The following is an 18,323-nucleotide window of genomic DNA, read 5'->3' on the forward strand; positions in this document are numbered from 1 at the left end:
CTCCGCCTTGTGATCATATGACGCGCGCAATGCATGGCGCCGCGGGCGGGCATGTCCGCCGCGCAGCTGGCAATTCGCCGTAGGGCTACTAAACTTCATGCAATCGCTTCCATTCCTCCATCCCCCGGAACTCCCCGCATGAGCGCCCTGTTTTCCCCGATCAAGCTGCGCGGCCTGACGCTGAAGAACCGCGTCATCGTCTCGCCGATGTGCCAGTATTCGGCCGACGACGGCGTCGCCACCGACTGGCACTTCACCCACATCAACAATCTCGCGCTGTCGGGCGCGTCGATGTTCTGCATCGAGGCGACCCATGTGGAGGCGATCGGCCGCATCACGCCGGGCTGTCTCGGGCTCTACAGCGACGCCTGCGAAGCCGCGCTGAAGCAGATCCTTTCCTCCGTGCGCAAGCATTCCTCGACGGCCATCGCGATGCAGCTCGCCCATGCCGGCCGCAAGGCCTCCAGCGCGCGGCCCTGGGACGGTGGTCAGCTCATTCCGCAGAGTGAAGGCGGCTGGCAGACGGTGGCGCCGTCGGCGTTGCCGCACAAGGAGGGCGAGGCCGCGCCGCTGGCGCTCGATGCCGCCGGCCTGAAGCGCATCCGCGACGCCTTCGTCGACAGCGCCAAGCGCGCTGCCCGGCTCGGCATCGACGCGATCGAGCTGCACGGCGCGCACGGCTATCTCATGCATCAGTTCCTCTCGCCGATCTCGAACAAGCGCACCGACGAATATGGCGGCTCGCTCGAAAACCGCATGCGCTTCCCGCTCGAGATCTACGACGCGGTGCGCAGCGTGTTTCCGCACGACAAGCCGGTCGGCATGCGGGTGTCGTCGACCGACTGGGTCGAGGGCGGCTGGGACCTGGCGCAGACCATCGTATTCGCAAACGCGCTGAAGGCGCGCGGCGTCGACTGGATCGATGCCTCCTCCGGCGGCGTCTCGCCGCTGCAGAAGATCCCGCTCGGCCCCGGCTATCAGGTGCAGTTTGCCGAGGCCATCAAGCGCGAGACCGGATTGCCCACCATCGCCGTCGGCCTGATCACCGAAGCCAAACACGCCGAGGAGATCGTGGCATCCGGCAAGGCCGACATGGTCGCGCTCGGCCGCAGCTTGCTCTACGATCCCCGCTGGGGCTGGCACGCCGCGGCCGAACTCGGCGGCGAAGTCGAAGCCCCGCCGCAATACTGGCGCTCGCAGCCGTCGACGCAAAAGGCGCTGTTCGGCAAGACCACGTTCGGGGCAAGGTAGGGCGCGAGCGGGCGCTGCAATTACAACTGTCGTCCCTGCCTAGTGCGCAATTGCGCACGGGGCGCAGGGACCTATACCGCGTGATCTCACGATGATGCGCGGTATGAGTTGCCACTGCACAACTTAAAGTCTTCGCCAAATCTCTCCCTGTGGTGATGGATCCCGGATCTGCGCTTCGCTTGTCCGGGACGACAGCGGTGGGGGCAGCGCGGGCCATCGTGCCCTCACTATCCCGCGCCCTCACGCATCCGTAACTCTCCTCACCTTCCACGCACCGCAAAACTGGCCTACCCTCCCGCGCACCCAACTCCTCAGGGAGGCCCGCCATGCGGTTTCGTGTTCGCAAGACTGCCCACGTGTTCGAGCGCGTGGGCCTCGCGATGGCAGGCGCGGCGTGCGGGCTGTTCGTCGGCGCCTATGTGGGATCTTCGATCGCCCCGCTGACCACGCAGGGCTTCCTGCTGCTGATGATGCTGCTCGGCTTCGTCGGCTTCTATCTCGGCATCGACACGCCGCAGCTGCCCTTCGACGACGCCCACAGCGCCATCGACGCCGCGGAATTCCTGAGCGCCGCGGGCACGCTCTGCGCCACGCTGACCGCGCTCGCCTCCGTCGGCGTCATCGTGCTCCGCCTCGAGCCGCACCTGGCGTGGACCTGGCTCGCTTTGTTCGGCTGGATCGCCGGCGTCGCCATGCAGATCGTCGCCGGCACGAAAGCCAGGATGCGGGCGTAGCTTTCTGACCCTCCAGGGGAGGGTAAGCAAGCCGTCTCCCTAAAACACCACGCCGATCCGCGAGCCGCGCTTCCAGGCGATGCGGCAGCGCTTCTTGGTGTTGACGTGGAGCAGCTCGAACCTGTCGGGGATATTCACCTGCCCGCCGAGATCGACGCAGGCGCCGCCGGGCGAGTAGTCGATCAGCGTGCAGGGGATCACCGGCGCGCGCGGGTCGGTTATGATCTTGGCCTGGCGGGACACTAGCCCGGAAGGCTTCACGCGGGCATGTCGGCGCGGATGCATTGGCACTCTCCTCCAATTCCGCGGACGGCGCGGGTGGTCTTGAGCGGCATGATGGAAAAGAGTTGATGCGATCCGACTAAGGGCGGCCTGAGAATTTTAATGAAAAGTAGCAGCGAACGCAGAAAGCGCCGGTAGCGGGGTGGGGCCGCCTCCATCTCCGCCGTCGTCCCTGCCTAGTGCGCAATTGCGCACGGGGCGCAGGGACCCATACCGCGTGATCTGTCGGTTGTGGGTGGTGGGCGCACCGAGCCACTGGTCCGCGTCAAACCGCTGCCTGTGGTTATGGGTCCCTGCTTTCGCAGGGAGGACAGCTGAACGTGCGGCGCGCTCCCGCCTCCCATGACGAGTTTCGGGCGGCACCTCACACTCGCTCCGTCTCCGGCGTCTCCGCCACCTCCGCATGCGGCCTCACCGGCATCGGCACGGTCACATAATCCTTCGGCAGGTTCACCGGCCGGTAGCCCGGCTCCACCGCCATCCGCTTCAGCACGCTCTCGTGCACATGGGCGCCTTCGGGGATCACGCGCGGCTCGCAATCGGGGATGTAGAAGCCCAGAAAAACCTTCCGCTCCGGCCATTCCTTGTACTTTGCGCTCTTCGGCACAAATTCCAGCACGCGCCAGAGCGCCGTCATCGAATTGTGCAGCTCGCCCACCTTGCCGGTGTAGGCAGGCTCGACATACTGGAACGGCGAGTTCTTGCGCTGGATGCCCCAGGCGAGCTGGTTCACGGTGCGCGGGTTGAAGTTCAGCCCGGCCTTCGCCGCTTCCTCGATCATCCAGATCAGCGGATATTTGGACTCGCCGCTCTCGATTTCCGGATAGCCGCCGCCGACGTCGCAATGCACGCCGGCGAACCACACCTGCAAAATGTCCTGCGGCACCTTCTTCTCGTCGGGCACATAGCGGTTACTCCAATATTCCTGCGGCTCCTTGTAAGCCTTGAGGCGGAACATGCAGCGCCGCTCGTCGATCGCGATCGCCTGCCGGAAGATTTTGACGCTCGGATTGCGCAGCGTGAAGGCGAGCTCCTCCAGGCTGAACACGAAGAAGAAATTGTCGCGCCGCGGCACGATCACGCTCGCCACCGTGTCCCACACGCCGATGAAGTGGATGGTCGGCCAGCGCGTCGAGGTGATGCGCGCGAATTGCGCCGCAAGGTCGAACTCGTCCTTCGGCAGCGGCCCGCTCTCGTCGAAGGCGACATCCTTGAGGTCCTCGATGTCGTTGCCGCGCCCGGTGCCGGAATATTGCTTGTAGGCGACGAGGCCGCTTCCTGCGAGGTTCGCCTGCTCCGGCGAGATCAGACCAATTTTGTGGATCAACCCCGCCAGCACCCGCACGGTATAGGCGCCGCGCGAGAAGCCGAACAGATAGATGCGGTCGCCCGGCGCGTAGTGCTCGACCAGGAAGCAATAGGCTGACAGCACGTTGTCATCGAGCCCGTAGCCGGTGGCGAGCCCCAGCACCAGATTGACGTTGGCCTTGAGCCGGTGCCACGTCGAAGGCTCCGTCACCGTGCCGACGCCCGGATCGTAAAACACCATCTGCCGCGGCTTCGTCTTGTCGGTCTTGCGCAGGCAGCGATAGAGCTTCAGGACGTTGGAGATGTTCTCCGAGATCTCGTTGCCGGTGCCGTCGCAGCAGATGACGAGGTTTTTCGGCTCGGTTTTGGGTTTGTGCTGGTCGTCGTGCTCCACGGTATGCCCCTCCCGGTGATGCTACCGGGACGAGTATAGCGAAAATGGATGGCAGCGAGGAGACGAAGTCGGCGTCGGCGGCATGGTGCCTCATTGCTCCATCATCTGTTGACATTAACCACCTGTTAACCATGTCGTCGCCTAATGAGGACGGTGGGGGTCACCATGTCGGCCCATATGACGCGACCGAAATTGATGCCTGTTTTAGCCGATCCAGCCTTTCATGCGCTGATCGGGCCGGCGGTTCGCGTTACGGCTGTCCTACGGAGCAAAGCCATGTTCGGGAAGGACGATCTAGTGGACAATCTCAGTCGCGATCTCGATCGTGCGCGCCTGCGCCGCGATGCACTCGCATCCGAAGCCACGACTCTCACGGCTCAGATCGCCGAAATCGAAGCCCGCCTTTCGGAAGAGAAGACCAGGCGGGAGCGTGATCGCGTCTTGGCCGAGATCGAAGCGATAAGAACGCGAATCAAGCAAGCCGCCGGCGCGTTCGCACCCGTCGTCGATGGTCTCTCCAGGGCGATCGAGTCGGCCTCGGCCGTTGTGCCCGAGGCTCGCGAGCTCAACAGTTTCATCGTGTCGGTGGCGACCGAAATCGACAGCGTGCTCGATCCCCTGATGCGCGAACTGGATCAGCGCGCGGATGCGGTGCGGGCAGGGCAGGCCGTGCTGGACCTCCCGCGTTCGGCCAATGAAGCACCGCCCATCGAGCCGCCAAAAGACGGCAACGATCGCCTGCTTCGCTTCCCGGCATGGCTGTCTCGCGACAAGGAGCCGGAAAAAAGGGAAACGGCGGAGACCCCGCGCAGCACGGCAGCGTGAACGATCGGCGCGCCGCGCAGATCGGAAGCTAGCCTGCGGCCATCCTTCGAGACGCCCGCCTACGGCGGGCCCTCAGGATGAGGTCGCGTTTCGCGGCGAGATATCAGAGCCTCGTATCACAGTGGTTCGGCACAGCCGGGGCCACAAACTCGTCATGCCCGGGCTTGTCCCGGGCATCCACGTTCTTCGTGCCGTGGGAAAGGTCGTGGATGGCCGGGACATAGGCGAGCGTAGCGACGCCGTCCTTCAGACGGCTATGCCCGGCCATGACGATGTGGGGGCATCGCGCTCGAGCGATTGCCCCCACGGTAGACAGATAACCCCCCGCGACCGCTCAGTTCGCGGAGCGGCGCAGGAAGGCCGGGATGTCGAGAAGGTCTTCGTCGGCTATATTGCGCGGAGAGGTGCGGCCGTAAGGATCGAGCGGCTGAGGCGCCGCGCGGCGGGCATATTCCGGATCGGGCCTTGCCGGTTGCACTGCGGGTCGGCCGGCCGCCGGGCGGAGCGGCGGGCTTTCCACCTGCGGAAGCGGCGCACTGCGCTGCTCGATGCGATCGGCGATGCGGCGGCTGTCGTCGCGCAGCCTGCCGGCGAGCTGCGTGAGTGCGGTTTCCACCGGCGCCGCCAGCTGCGCCGGGTCGACATTGTCGATCCCGGTCGCCACCACCGAGACGCGGACGATGCCTTCGAGGCTTTCGTCGAACGAGGCGCCGACGATGATGTTGGCGTCCGGGTCGGCCTCGTCGCGAATGCGGGTCGCGGCTTCGTCGACTTCGTACAGCATGAGATCCTTGCCGCCGGTGATGGAGATGATGAGGCCGCTGGCGCGCTTGATCGAGGGGTTCTCGATCAACGGATTGGAAATGGCCGCCACGGCGGCGGCGAGCACGCGCTTCTCGCCGGAAGCCTCGCCCCGTCCCATCATGGCCTTGCCCTTCTCCCGCATCACGGAGAGAACGTCGGCAAAATCGAGATTGATCAGGCCTTCCTTGACGATGAGGTCGCTGATGCAGGCCACGCCCGAATAGAGCACCTGGTCGGCGAGGGCAAAGGCATCGGCGAACGTGGTCTTTGCGCTGGCCACCCGGAACAGGTTCTGGTTCGGGATGATCAGCAGGGTGTCGACCGTCTTCAGCAGTTCCTCGATGCCGGCTTCGGCAAAGCGCATGCGGCGCTGGCCCTCGAAATAGAATGGCTTGGTGACCACGCCGATCGTGAGGATGCCGAGCTCGCGCGCGGTCCTGGCGATGATGGGTGCGGCCCCGGTGCCGGTGCCGCCGCCCATGCCGGCGGTCACGAATACCATGTGCGCGCCGGTCAACTGATCGCGGATCGTATCGATGACCTCCTCGGCTGCGGCGCGCCCCAATTCGGGCTGCGATCCGGCGCCGAGGCCTGCGGTCACCTGTGTGCCCAGCTGGATCAGGCGCGGCGCCTTCGACATCGCAAGCGCCTGCGCGTCGGTATTGGCGACGACGAAGTCGACCCCCTGCAGCCCGGATGTGATCATGTTGTTGACGGCATTGCCGCCGGCGCCGCCGACTCCGAACACGACAATGCGCGCCTTCATCTCGTGAATATCGGTCATGCCAGTCATTCTGTCCTCGCGATTGCTCCGGCAGGCCGGGATGGAGAAGGGTTCGAGTGCTATCTGCGAGCCGCGCGGTCTGCGCCCACGATGGCCGCGGCCAGATGTCCCAATCGACGCGCGGCTTGTCCGGCGGTCGCGCCGCCAGCCTGGCGACCGGTCCGTAAGTCCGCCACTTCGTCTTCCAGTCGTGCCGCCCACGCATTGGCTGCCGCCGTCTCGGCGGCCGCCTGCAGCAGCTCGACGGCCAGGCGATCGGCGCGCTCGCGCTCGCGCTCAAACACTGCCCTGTAGGCGGCGGCGACGTCTTCGAGCCGCGCGATCTCCGCCTTGAATGCTTCGGTCCCCATAGCGTTTTCGAGCGAAGTGGGTACCGGTTCGCGCAAGGAAAACGCGTCAGAACAGGAATCTGGAGCCCCGTTCCGATCTCGTCGGAACGGAAATGGCTCCAATGTCTCGACTTTTGCCAGGGAGGCATCGAGGGGGGCCGCCCGGCGGGCCCGCCGCGGGCGGGGCGTGTAGCGGAGTTCGGAGAGATCGACGCTCACGAGCGCCTTGCCGTCCTCCGACCGCGAGCGCGGCAAACGGCGACGTCTCGCCAGGGCACGAGCGGCCTCGCGCGAGATATTGAGCCGGGCACTGAGATCGGCATACGTCAACAACGCAACGCACATCGGCGCTTCTCCTGGAGCAAACCGGGAAGGCATTTCGAGCTAATGATGGCTGGACGATTGCCGCAGGCTAGGCTGCGTTGGTTAACGGACGGTTAACGGGCGAGGGGGTGGTGTTTACGGGTGCCGTCACTGTGCCGACTGGGTTCGGTCGTGTGCTCGTGCTCTACGGTATGCCCATCCCGGCGATGCTGCCGGGGCGAGCATAGGGAAAGTGGAGGTGAGAGTGTCGCGAAATCTCTCTTAATCGCGAAGAGGTATGTTCACACATCTCCTTCGTGAAGTGCAGTATCAAAGAGCAAGTTCATACGCCCCATGCGTTGGCAGAAGCTGAGTCTACAAAAGTGAAGCCCACGTCGGACTCCGAAAGCGCTCGGTAGCGAACAAGTTCTGCATTCAGTTGGGCAAGCTTGGGGGCCGTCGGATTGTGGACGCAAAAGTATAGATGATTCATGCCGGATCGGAAAATCTGCAGGTAGATGTGCTCATCGTTTCTGTCTGCCGAGTGGCCAAAAACAAAAAACGCGCCTTCGCACAATCTGATTTGTTCGTAGCAGTGCCGTAAGTAAGGAGAACCAAATATCTTTGCGAGCTTCTGCGATGAAGTTCCCTCAGCCACGTAGAGCGGCAGTCTCTTACCCTCGACTATGGTTTTGCCAATAGCCTCGACTATTGCTGGTTCTCCAATGCGTTTGCGTACGGCTCCATCTGCATCAGAGAATAAATGAAGTCCACCGTGGACGTTATATACGTTGCACCATGCCTCTTCGCAAAAAGGGCCTCGAAACTCCCCATCATCCTCGCCGAGACCAAATCCATCAGTGAATGAGTCCGTGTCCTGTAGCCGAACCCAATGAAGTAAGAAATCATAGTTCAATGTGAACAAGTTGGAGAAATGGTCTATAAATTCAAAGGCAGGTCCGAGACCTGCCACCTCTGTGTGGAAGTTCGGATGAACAGCGCGTATCGCGTGGACCAAAGCGCGTCGAAGCTTCTGAGCTTCTTTGCGCAATGCATGGGCTCGCGCAGCTTTGTTGTATTTCTCCTCGACTAGCGCGGCGTCTTCTAGGGTTTTTACTACATATTCAAAGTCCACTGTTTTGAGGGCTTCGAATAAGCTCAATAGACATTCATTCGTCTCGAGCCCCGCATTCTTAAGAAGGTTAGCGTAATTGAAATAGGTGTATGAGAAGCCGTTGCCGATCAGCACCGAGCGCTCAATATTGTCGGATAAGGCAAGAGCTTCCGGAAATGAGAGGACTTTGTGTTCATCGTCGCCGGCCATTTTGTTCTGCCTTGCGAAAAATGCCAATCGAGCGTGAATTAGTTGTTTGGTAACTCGAAGAGGATGCCCACAACTTCGAGTGCTTCCATTAACCTCGGGAATGAATGTGATCCATCCAAACTGAGTAATTCAGCGGGTGTCAGTCCATCGGGATTTAGGCTTTCCAAGACCATTAGAGCGCCATGACAGCGCAACCGCTTGAAGTAGCGCGCGCCATCCTCGTCGATGGCGACAATGAGTCTCCCATCTAGCGTCGTTATCTCATTTGCCTTGATCGACTTACTATTCGTCATGAGGAATTGTCCGTCCAGTGCGACGGGCTCAGCGGAGCGACCTTCAACTTTGAAGAGACGCGAATCCTTCAGCGTCCGGCTTAGGATGTCCAGATCCGGGATTTCCAGGAATTCCTTATCGGTGTCGGCGGGCGGGAGCGGCAAAAGATGCGACGTAAATAGGGTGCCTACGATCTTTCGGAAGCCGGTGTCGGGTGGCACGATTATTGGCTCAGGGATAGAATAGGGGTCGACGGCTTGCCCCGTCAGAACAGCAATTTCGGCGTGGTTCTCGGGTCGATTTAGGCGGCGAGCTAACAAGGTGTTTCCGGACGCGGCGGTCACTAGGTTTCGGGCGTTCACCTTTGCGTAGTTACTTACAATAATCAGATCTCCAATGCTTGCGACGGGATCAAGAGTGCCAGCGGCAAGTTGGAATACGTCATGATTGGGTAGCCTGACTTCCTCGCCTGTAGTCCATTCGGTTACAGTGATGATGCCATCTCCCACGCGCCCGTCTGTTTTTGCGGCCGCTGCGACGCCAGTCTGACGCATGACGCATTGTTTGACGCGATCTTTGTAGCCCGGTGGAAAGTCTATGACATTCTTTGCCCAAGGGAACGTTCGGGGCTCGCCGGTGTATCGCTCAAACGTGTCGAACACGCCGAATGCGGTATGTATTCTGTCGAGTAGTGTTTTATCCCAGTACTCTCGAACAATGTCAGCTTCTGCGACGCCGAAACTCTCATCGTCCTTATGATGGGGATCGTTTATGTATTGAATAGCCTTATGGCTCTCAGTGAGGGCATTGATGAGTGCTTCGAACGGCCTTCGATCAAATGGAGCAACGTGATCTTGGCGTAGTCTCTTGAGTTCTTCCTTCAGTTGGCTGAGCGTTAAGTCGGGCACTTGGCTGTTAATGCCTCGAAGCATGAACTTGATTAGGTCCTCACAATAGATGCGTACCTTTCGTATGTAGTCCCGTGCTTTTGCATCGTCATTGTTGGTTTTTGCATCGTCGTAAATTCGACGAAGCTCGCCGCCATTGGCGACGGTAGCCACCCCAGAAACTTTGTTTACAGCTCCAATTAATCCCTGTTGCGCTCTGAATTTTTCATGGTCCACCAGCATTTGATAGAAGCTGCGTTCGGGCGTTGTCACGACAAGCTGCGAGTGGAGCAACTCAGATTCAGCCAAATTCGCGCTGCGCACAAGCTCTTGTGCCCATCTTCGCTTATTGCGCGGGTCGAAAGTTGCCTGTGGATCATCAAGGACTACAATTGGAAGTGGATTCCGTCCTAGCGCCCGAAGTGTTTCCTCTCGTAAGGCGAGAATGAAAGACCACAAAATAGCCCGCAGCCATGACGTGTTCGCAACCAGGGCTGCGTCAATCCGCATGCCAGGACTAAAGCTGCCGCTTACACTTACTTCCTTTCTGCTGATCGTCGTCTCCTGATAGGCTAAGCGCTCCCTCAGAACGACTCGCTCGCATATTGAATTTATTGTCTGAGATAGTGCCGCAATTGAACTCGTGGTCTCAGTTGCAACGAGGGTTCTCAGGTTCTTTAGTGGCTCTAATGCATCGCGGATTGCTTCTCGGGCTTGTTGGACTCTTTGAATGTTTAACCAAGTCCCTGCTGCGTCGGCTGCGCTAGTCAAGTTTTTGGATAGATCATCTAGGGGGCGCGCGTGGTTCAATGCTTGCTCTAATTCATGGAGCTTTCCCTCGACGCTTCCTCTTGGAAACGAGCCGTCCTCCAATTGCTTGCCAATTAGACTGATCCAAGCTTCCAAGAATTTCGGTCGGTTCACTTCCCACCATTGGACAAGTGCGATGAGCCGCTCTAACAGGTGGAGTTCTCGTCTCAATTTAATCGCCGCCTCCGGTTCACCATCGGGGGCTTTGAAGTCCGGGTAGGCGAAGACGGGAAGGCTCTTGCATTGCTCGGAAATCGTCGTGCCGACAGACGTTGTAAGACCCACGAGAACGCTTGAGAACGAGCTGTCGAATGTAAATGCGTCGTGCATAGCCTTTGAATACGAGTCGCTCGGATTCATTTGATCGATGGTGCCGCGCGAAGTGGACAGCTCCGTCGGCAGAAAGGCGGCAGTAGCTTCTTGGATGTTTAGGCATGCATCACCCAACTTGCGCTCGGCCGCGTCAGAATTCGTCTTTAGCTCTTCAAGTTCGCGAGCTAACGCTTTCTTGCTTTCGTCATCGAGCGGAGACTCGCAGAGAGGGCACTCGGCGTCACCCGAGCGCCCAGTTAAAAAGCTCTGGGCTGCTATAGCTTTCAAACGCAGTTTGCCGTCCGCAGCCTGGCGGTCGTGCCAGCCTAGAGCTTGGTCAAGGCTGGCCCTTGCCGCAGGAATAGCATCGACAAATTTAGAGAAATTGGGATCGCTAAGGGCGCTCGTTAGAGCCTTCCATATTCGAAACAAGGGAATTGCTTTGGTCCCCTGGGTGACCAGCCCGCGAGCGTTGGAAACGGCTGTCTTGACGGTGGCGCGTCCTTGAGAGGTGTTGATATCTACCTTCGGTGATATCTCGCTTTTCAACGTCTCAAGATGTTTGCCCGCAGCTTCGGACGCCAATCGCGCCGAATCTTTGAGTAAAACATCTATTCCCTCCTCGAGCGTCAAAGGAGACGGCAACGCAAAATCGAACTCGTCTGCGAGTTGCTTTGCCTTGTCGATGTTTTCATAGAACCGATTTTCGTGCAGATCGATGCGATTATCTTTTGCGTATTTCATAAATTTTCGGTTGGCGGCCCCTAATGCCGCGCAGCCGTCTGCGATGTCAGATAGTCGGTCGAGGCCAGTAAGCTGTTTAACGGCCTCATATAGAGTTAGGCTGCTTTTACCGAAGCCGATTTTGGTGATGCGTGCTGGCATAAGTATGCCGATTTCGGCGAGTCGAAGCGCATCAATAATCGCAGGATCGATTTGTTCTTCTGATGTTGGATCTCCTTGGGGCGGGCTAACGATCCGACGAAAAGCGGTTACGGTGCTGTTGTCGTTGGAAGCGAAGGTTAGGCGAACCGAAACATCGGCAGATTTCTGCAGGTCGGCAACTTTGGTCGGATAAGCCGCTAGAGGAGGCCACGTCCCAATCCGTTTCCCGTCCTCGCCTTCAACGTCTTCGCGCAATCCTTGTTCGAGCACGGGCCCTTCGTGTTCTCGAATGCGATAGCCCGTCAGTGCCCACAGAATTGCGCTAACCAGCGATGTTTTGCCGGATCCATTTTGACCTTCTAGGCACCAATTGTGTCCGCCGACATATAGATCGAAAGGCTTGCCACCAAAAATAGTAAGACCGCCGAAGCCAGAAGCTTCAACGCGTGTGAGACGCCAAGACTTGTGGTCGGATGAGGTTGGCGCCGCCGCCGCCACATTCGCCGGATCGTGCTTTTTGTTCTCCCACACCGTGACCAGGCTGGTGAAAAGACTTTCGTCACCGCTAGCAACCTTGTCAGTGTCGGCGCTTAATAAGAATTCAAGCAGGCGGCGCTGTTCAGGCCTTTCTAGCTTTATACTCCCTGCTTTGTGGTCGCCGAATTTCTGCCAAGCCACGCTTTGGCCGGCCAAGAGTCGTTTGGTCACTTCCGAAAACGAAGCTGACATCGACGCAATCCTCAGCTCATAAAATGAAAAACGAGCAATAAGGACGGATACAACCTTTTCGAGCGAGTTGGTGCGGTATAACTTTTAGAGCGAGACGATTAAACACAGGTTTGTGCAAGCGGAGAGTGCCTAGCGCCCTCCCCAAAGAAAACAAAAACGGCCGGATCTTTCGATCCGGCCGCGACGCAAAACTCTACTGGCTAAGACTACGCCACGCGACGCAACTTAGCCCCCGCCCGATTTCAAAATTGGATTAGCTGGCCTTCTTCGCCGGCGCGGCCGTCGGGCCGACCTTCTTCTGGATGGCGCGCTTCAGCTCGAGGGCGCGCGGCGACAGGACGTCGGCCTTGGCCTTGAGCAGGAAGGGGTCGAGGCCGCCATTGTGGTCGACGCTCTTGACCGCGTTGGTGGAGACGCGCAGGCGCACGTTGCGGCCGAGCGCTTCGCTGATGAACGTCACGTTGACGAGGTTCGGCAGGAAGCGGCGCTTGGTCTTGATATTGGAGTGGCTGACCTTGTGGCCGACGAGGGGGCCCTTGGCCGTCAGTTCGCAGCGGCGAGACATGGTAGAAATCCTCTTCTGTCCCCCAAACGATTTGCGGCCGCCATTCTGGGCGCCACGGGGGCTAATTCTGTGTCCTTGCAGGGAGCGGGCGGACGTATAGGGGGGAAGGGACGGGCAGTCAAGGTTTTGGGCTGGGATTCATGCTCCGCGGCATCCCCCACAACAGGTGTCATCGCCCGGCTTGACCGGGCGATCCAGTACTCCGCGGCGGAGCGGCTGGAGCCGAGGGGCTACGGCGTACTGGATGCCCCGGTCAAGCCGGGGCATGACGGCGGAGTGGGCGGGGCGAGGTGCGCGTCCCTGACACACCCCCGATCACCAAAACGGCAATGATTGAAGTGCCTTACCATCACATAAAGGGCGTATTCACCCCCGAAGTATCAAATAGAGTTCCGCATGCCTCCGCGCCCGGACACATTGTTTGCCGCGGTTTTTGGCTTAAGTAACAACCGTTCGCGCCCCGATTGGATTGTTTCGTGCTCACATCCCCCCGACTTTGGCTCCAAGGCTTGGTCAGTCAGCGCTCAGTCAGTCCGCGCTCTGCCGGCCGGCTGGCCTTCGCGGCCCTTTGCGGGCTCGTGGTGGCGTGGGGGGCGGAGCCCGTCGCGGCACAGGGCAAGCTCGAGGCGCAGTATGAGGCGACGCTGGCGGGCATTCCCGTCGGCAAGGGCGCCTGGAACATCGACATCGGCGACGACGTGTTCGCGGCCGCGGCCTCCGGCGGCACCACGGGGCTGCTGAAATCGTTCGCGGGCGGGTCCGGCACCGGCGCCTCGCAAGGTAGGGTGGTCAACGGCGCGCTGGTCGCGACCGGCTACCAGGCTTCCACCACCACCTCGAAGAAGACCGAAGAGATCCGCATCACGCTCGACAAGGGCAATGTGAAGGAGTTCGGCATCGTGCCGGAGCCGCCGGTCGATGCCGACCGCATCGTCGTCACCGATGCGCATCGCCGCGGCGTCTGGGATCCGATGACGGCCTCGCTGCTGCGCGTGCCCGGCACCGGCGACCCCGTGACGCCGGACGCCTGCCACAACGCAGCACCCGTGTTCGACGGCCGCATGCGCTACGAGCTGAAACTCGATTTCAAGCGCATGGAGAGCGTGAAGGCGGAGAAGGGCTACAGGGGCCCGGTCGTGGTCTGCGCGCTCTATTTCGTGCCCGTGGCGGGCTACATTCCCGACCGTCCCGTGATCAAATACCTCGCCGCCCAGCGCAACATCGAGATCGCCTTCGCCCCCGTCGCGGGCACGCGCATCCTGGTCCCGTTCTGGCTGAAAGTGCCGACGCCGCTCGGCCCGGCCATGCTGGAAGCGACCAGCTTCATCACGTCAGCCCAGCCGCCAAAGGTCGCCAAGACGCAGTAGGCGCGGCTGCGCCCGTCCTCCCACTGCCGTCATTCCGGGGCGCGCCCCTTGGCGCGAGCCCGGAATCCATCAAGCCGCAGAGACTGGCTCACGATGGATTCCGGGCTCGTCGCTGCGCGACGCCCCGGAATGACGAGCGAGGGGAATTCGTAGCGTGACTCCAACACCTTACCCGCCGTCACCCCGCCATTCCCGCGGCACCCGTTTCTACTGTGCATGGGGTTGTTTTCACGAAAATGAGTTTGGGGGTCGTGATCCCGGGAATCCATTTGACTCCTGCCCGATTCTGATTCGACTCCGCGCCGTCCCCAATTTTAAGGAACCGGTCATCGAAACGCCGCTTGTGCGGCAGGGCAAAACTCCATCTAGTGCACAACCAATAAGAGTCCCGCGACATGTGGCGTGAACGGAACAGGCTTCAGCGGGAGTCAGCGATTCGGCCGCGATTCGTTCTAGAGTCGTTCCGAAGCTTAAAGCCAACGGGAAAAGCGTCGCAAAGTGAGACAGTTGCGCGAGGTTTGGGAGGCTTGCCGCATTCTCCGCCGTCATGCCCCGGCTTGACCGGGGCATCCAGTACGCCGCGGCTTCTCGGCATGAGCAGTGCCGTCTCTGGAATACTGGATCGCCCGGTCAGGCCGGGGCATGACAGCGGAATGCTTGGCTGCAGCGTAGCGTTCGGAGACATGGCCGACACCTCCCAGCCCTCAACACACCCCAAAGCAGCACTGACATTCGCCCAAATCGCCACTACCTAATCCCCAGACATGGCCTTCTCCTCCTCCCCCTTCGCCTCCGAGCGCGCACCCGGCGCGGGCGTCACTGCAGTGCTCGGGCCGACCAACACCGGCAAGACCCATCTCGCCATCGAGCGGATGCTCGCGCATCCCTCTGGCGTGATCGGGCTGCCGCTGCGGCTGCTCGCGCGCGAGGTCTATAACAAGATCGCAGCCAGGGTCGGCAGCGAGGCGGTCGCGCTGATCACCGGCGAGGAGAAGATCAAGCCGAAGAACCCGCGCTACTGGGTCTCGACCGTCGAAGCGATGCCGCGCGATCTCGACGTCTCCTTCCTCGCCGTCGACGAGGTCCAGATCGCCTCCGATCTCGAACGCGGCCACGTCTTCACCGACCGCATCCTCAACCGCCGCGGCCGCGACGAGACGCTGCTGCTGGGCGCGGCCACGATGCGCCCGATCATCGAGCGGCTGCTGCCCGGCGTGTCCATGATCACGCGGCCGCGCCTGTCGCAGCTCGAATTCGCCGGCGACCGCAAGATCACGCGCCAGCCGCGGCGCACCGCCATCGTCGCCTTCTCGGCCGACGAGGTCTACGCCATCGCCGAGCTGATCCGCCGCCAGCATGGCGGTGCGGCCGTGGTGCTGGGGTCGCTCTCGCCCCGCACGCGCAATGCGCAGGTGGAGATGTTCCAGAACGGCGACGTCGACTATCTCGTCGCCACCGACGCCGTCGGCATGGGCCTCAATCTCGACGTCGACCACGTCGCCTTTGCCTCCGACCGCAAGTTCGACGGCTACCAGTTCCGCCGCCTGACGCCGGCCGAATTCGCGCAGATCGCCGGCCGCGCCGGGCGCGCCACGCGCAACGGTACTTTTGGCACGACGGGCCGCTGCGGGCCGTTCGAGCCCGAGCTCGTCAACGCGCTGCAGAACCACACCTTCGACAACGTGAAGATGCTGCAATGGCGCAATGCGAAGCTGGATTTCGCCTCCCTCGGCGCGCTCCAGGTGTCCCTGAACCAGTCGCCCGGCCATGAGGCGCTGACGCGCGCGCCGATCGCCGAGGACATGCGCGTGCTCGACCACGCCGCCCGCGACGTCGAGGTGCGCGATATCGCGCATGGCAAGGCGGCCGTGGAACGGCTGTGGGAGGCCTGCCAGGTCCCCGATTACCGAAAACTGTCGCCGGCGGCCCATGCCGAGCTCGTCACCACGCTGTACGGCTTCCTGATGCAGAAGGGCTGCATCCCCGATTCCTGGTTCGCCGCCCAGGTCGACCAGGCCGACCGCATCGACGGCGACATCGACACGCTGTCGGCCCGGATCGCCCAGATCCGCACCTGGACCTTCGTCGCCAACCGCCCGGACTGGCTGAAAGACCCCGAACGCTGGCAGGGGATCGCGCGGGAGGTCGAAAATAAATTATCGGATGCGCTCCATGAACGCTTGACTGAGCGTTTCGTTGATCGCCGGACCAGTGTATTGATGCGCCGCCTGCGGGAGAACACGAGCTTGAATACTGAAATCGGCAAGACCGGCGAAGTCATCGTCGAAGGCCATGTCATCGGCCGCCTCGATGGCTTCACCTTTGCACCGGATGCGGCGGAAGCAGGCTCCGATGCGAAAGCCTTGCAGGCTGCAGCGCAAGCGGTGCTCGCCGGCGAGATCAACGCGCGCGCCGAAAAACTGGGCAATGCGCCGGACGATCAGTTCGTGCTGACCTCGGAAGGCACGATCCGCTGGACCGGCGATGCCGTGGCGCGCCTGTCTGCCGCGGAGGAGGCGCTGCATCCGCGCATCCGCATCATCTCCGACGAGCGCCTGACAGGTAGCCCGCGCGAGAAGGTGCAGGCCCGGCTCGAGCTCTGGCTCAAGACGCATATCGAAAAGCTGCTCGGGCCGATGTTCGAGCTGTCGAAGGCCGAGGACGTCACCGGCATTGCCCGCGGCATCGCCTATCAGCTGGTCGAGGCGCTCGGTGTGCTCGAGCGCCCGAAGATCGCCAACGAGCTGAAGGATCTCGACCAGCCCTCGCGCGCCGTGTTGCGCAAATACGGCGTCCGTTTCGGCGCCTATCACATCTATTTCCCCGGCCTGCTGAAGCCCGCCGGACGCGCGCTGGCCGCACTGCTGTGGGCGCTGAAGCAGGACAATGTCGATCTGTCCTCGCTGTCAGGCGCGCAGCATCTGGCATCTTCGGGCCGCACCTCGTTCCCGGTCGACAAGCAGCTGCCGCGTGATGCCTATCGCGTGCTCGGCTACAAGCAGGCCGGCGAGCGCGCGGTGCGCGTCGACATTCTGGAGCGCCTTGCCGATCTGATCCGCCCGGCGCTGGCCTGGCGCGAGAACTCGCCCGGCGAAAAGCCCGCCGGCGCGTTCGACGGCCGCAGCTTTGTGGTGACGCAGGCGATGACCTCGCTCACCGGCTCGGCCGGCGAGGATTTCGCCTCGGTGCTGCGTGCGCTCGGCTATCGCATGGAGAAGCGTGCGCCGCTGCCGCCGAAGCAGGTGGCTGCCGCTGCGGAGACGCCGGCTGCCGAAGCAAGCGCAGAGGCTCCGACTGAACCGACCGCGACCGATGACGCCGCCGCAAGCGCGGACACCGAGATCGAAGCCGCCGCCGAGCCTGTCACCGTCGAAGACGCGCCCGGCATGGAGCAGCACGACGAGCCCGCGCATGAAGAGCCGGCGCTCGAAGCATCGCCGGATGCCCCCGTCACGCCCGAGGATGCCCCCGGCATCGCGCCGCCGGCGGAAGAGGCTGCTGCTGCGCCCACCGAGGCTGCGGAAACCGCTCCTGCCGAGGCCGCTGCAACGGAAGCCGTCGCATCCGCCGATGCCGCCGCGCCAGTCGAGGCTGCCGCTGCGCCTGGCGAGCCCGAGCTCGTCGAGGTCTGGCGTCCCGGCGGCCGTCACGACGATCGCAAGCCGCGCCACGAGCGGCATCGCCATCAGCGTCACCACAATCAGCGCCCGCAGCAGGCCGGTGCCGAAGCTGGCGCCGCCCCCGCCGAAGGCGAGGCCGCGCAGTCAGCCGACGGCGAGAAGCGCAATGAGCGCCATCGTCACGGCGGCGGTCATCGCAGAGATGGGGCAAAGGATTTCCGCAAGCCGCGCGAAGGTGGCGAAGGCGCGCCGCGCCAAGAGGGGCGCGACGACAAGAACCGCCGCTTCGAAGGCAAGGATCGCGACAACAAGGATCGCGATCGCAACAAGGGCAAGTTCGGCGGAGATCGCGACAAGGGCCGCGACAATCGCGGCCGTGACCGCGACAAGGGCCGCGACCGTCAGGGCGGGCCGTCGCTGCGCCCCTACGCCTCGAGCGCGAACCCGCGCGAGCGCGATCGTCCGGCCGATCCGAACTCGCCCTTTGCAAAGCTTGCTGCGCTGAAAGAGCAGCTGTCCGGTCGCAAGGAGTGATCC

General features: G+C 62.0%; 12 protein-coding genes. 5 read left to right on the forward strand and 7 right to left on the reverse strand.

Annotated features, from left to right (window positions below; all coding sequences use genetic code 11):
- Positions 1-138 precede the first annotated feature (138 nt).
- Positions 139-1,251, forward strand: coding sequence for an NADH:flavin oxidoreductase/NADH oxidase (locus tag ABIA90_RS09090; RefSeq protein ID WP_354118592.1), 1,113 nt, complete (start codon positions 139-141; stop codon positions 1,249-1,251).
- 326 nt (positions 1,252-1,577) lie between these two features.
- Positions 1,578-1,985, forward strand: coding sequence for a hypothetical protein (locus ABIA90_RS09095; protein WP_063980635.1), 408 nt, complete (start codon positions 1,578-1,580; stop codon positions 1,983-1,985).
- A gap of 39 nt (positions 1,986-2,024) precedes the next feature.
- Here the strand turns inward: ABIA90_RS09095 and ABIA90_RS09100 are convergent, their stop codons facing one another.
- Positions 2,025-2,270 carry a PilZ domain-containing protein gene (locus ABIA90_RS09100; protein ID WP_028149457.1) on the reverse strand — a complete coding sequence of 82 codons (246 nt, stop codon included), beginning with the start codon at positions 2,268-2,270 and terminating at the stop codon, positions 2,025-2,027.
- A gap of 361 nt (positions 2,271-2,631) precedes the next feature.
- A complete protein-coding gene (locus ABIA90_RS09105; protein WP_354118593.1) occupies positions 2,632-3,969 on the reverse strand; it encodes a T6SS phospholipase effector Tle1-like catalytic domain-containing protein in 1,338 nt (445 codons plus the stop codon).
- A 165-nt stretch (positions 3,970-4,134) separates the two neighbouring features.
- On the opposite strand from ABIA90_RS09105, the gene ABIA90_RS09110 reads away from it, so the two are divergent.
- Positions 4,135-4,794, forward strand: coding sequence for a nucleotide exchange factor GrpE (locus ABIA90_RS09110; protein ID WP_135216439.1), 660 nt, complete (start codon positions 4,135-4,137; stop codon positions 4,792-4,794).
- 334 nt (positions 4,795-5,128) lie between these two features.
- On the opposite strand, the gene ftsZ is transcribed toward ABIA90_RS09110, so the two are convergent.
- The 5 genes from ftsZ to rpmB all read right to left on the reverse strand — a co-directional run bounded on the left by ftsZ (position 5,129) and on the right by rpmB (position 12,799).
- Positions 5,129-6,391: a cell division protein FtsZ gene (gene ftsZ, locus ABIA90_RS09115; protein WP_346016144.1), complete on the reverse strand. Its 1,263-nt coding sequence runs from the start codon at positions 6,389-6,391 to the stop codon at positions 5,129-5,131.
- 50 nt (positions 6,392-6,441) lie between these two features.
- Positions 6,442-7,056, reverse strand: a complete 615-nt coding sequence (locus tag ABIA90_RS09120) for a hypothetical protein (protein WP_354118594.1) — start codon at positions 7,054-7,056, stop codon at positions 6,442-6,444.
- Positions 7,057-7,357: 301 nt separating this feature from the next.
- Positions 7,358-8,338 (reverse strand): DUF4917 family protein, encoded by a 981-nt coding sequence (locus ABIA90_RS09125; RefSeq protein WP_354118595.1) that lies wholly within the window; start codon positions 8,336-8,338, stop codon positions 7,358-7,360.
- 38 nt (positions 8,339-8,376) lie between these two features.
- A complete protein-coding gene (locus tag ABIA90_RS09130; RefSeq protein ID WP_354118596.1) occupies positions 8,377-12,234 on the reverse strand; it encodes an AAA family ATPase in 3,858 nt (1,285 codons plus the stop codon).
- 253 nt (positions 12,235-12,487) lie between these two features.
- On the reverse strand, positions 12,488-12,799 hold the full coding sequence (gene rpmB, locus ABIA90_RS09135) for a 50S ribosomal protein L28 (protein ID WP_063980641.1): 312 nt from the start codon (positions 12,797-12,799) through the stop codon (positions 12,488-12,490).
- Between the two features lie 509 nt (positions 12,800-13,308).
- Here rpmB and ABIA90_RS09140 point away from each other — a divergent pair.
- Both ABIA90_RS09140 and ABIA90_RS09145 read left to right on the forward strand, forming a co-directional pair.
- Entirely contained in the window at positions 13,309-14,166 is an 858-nt protein-coding gene (locus tag ABIA90_RS09140) for a DUF3108 domain-containing protein (RefSeq protein WP_354118597.1), read from the forward strand.
- Positions 14,167-14,930: 764 nt separating this feature from the next.
- Positions 14,931-18,320: a helicase-related protein gene (locus tag ABIA90_RS09145; RefSeq protein WP_354118598.1), complete on the forward strand. Its 3,390-nt coding sequence runs from the start codon at positions 14,931-14,933 to the stop codon at positions 18,318-18,320.
- Positions 18,321-18,323 lie beyond the last annotated feature (3 nt).

It is taken from the genome of Bradyrhizobium sp. LA6.8 (assembly GCF_040547935.1).
In the GTDB taxonomy this organism is placed as follows: Bacteria; Pseudomonadota; Alphaproteobacteria; order Rhizobiales; family Xanthobacteraceae; genus Bradyrhizobium; species Bradyrhizobium barranii.

What these genes read in the sequence shown, in the direction of transcription:
- ABIA90_RS09090 (WP_354118592.1), top strand. Translation starts at nt 139, where the DNA reads ATGAGCGCCCTGTTTTCCCCGATCAAGCTGCGCGGCCTGACGCTGAAG.
- ABIA90_RS09095 (WP_063980635.1), top strand. Translation starts at nt 1,578, where the DNA reads ATGCGGTTTCGTGTTCGCAAGACTGCCCACGTGTTCGAGCGCGTGGGC.
- ABIA90_RS09100 (WP_028149457.1), bottom strand. Translation starts at nt 2,270, where the DNA reads ATGCATCCGCGCCGACATGCCCGCGTGAAGCCTTCCGGGCTAGTGTCC.
- ABIA90_RS09110 (WP_135216439.1), top strand. Translation starts at nt 4,135, where the DNA reads ATGTCGGCCCATATGACGCGACCGAAATTGATGCCTGTTTTAGCCGAT.
- ftsZ (WP_346016144.1), bottom strand. Translation starts at nt 6,391, where the DNA reads ATGACTGGCATGACCGATATTCACGAGATGAAGGCGCGCATTGTCGTG.
- ABIA90_RS09120 (WP_354118594.1), bottom strand. Translation starts at nt 7,056, where the DNA reads ATGTGCGTTGCGTTGTTGACGTATGCCGATCTCAGTGCCCGGCTCAAT.
- ABIA90_RS09125 (WP_354118595.1), bottom strand. Translation starts at nt 8,338, where the DNA reads ATGGCCGGCGACGATGAACACAAAGTCCTCTCATTTCCGGAAGCTCTT.
- ABIA90_RS09130 (WP_354118596.1), bottom strand. Translation starts at nt 12,234, where the DNA reads ATGTCAGCTTCGTTTTCGGAAGTGACCAAACGACTCTTGGCCGGCCAA.
- rpmB (WP_063980641.1), bottom strand. Translation starts at nt 12,799, where the DNA reads ATGTCTCGCCGCTGCGAACTGACGGCCAAGGGCCCCCTCGTCGGCCAC.
- ABIA90_RS09145 (WP_354118598.1), top strand. Translation starts at nt 14,931, where the DNA reads ATGGCCTTCTCCTCCTCCCCCTTCGCCTCCGAGCGCGCACCCGGCGCG.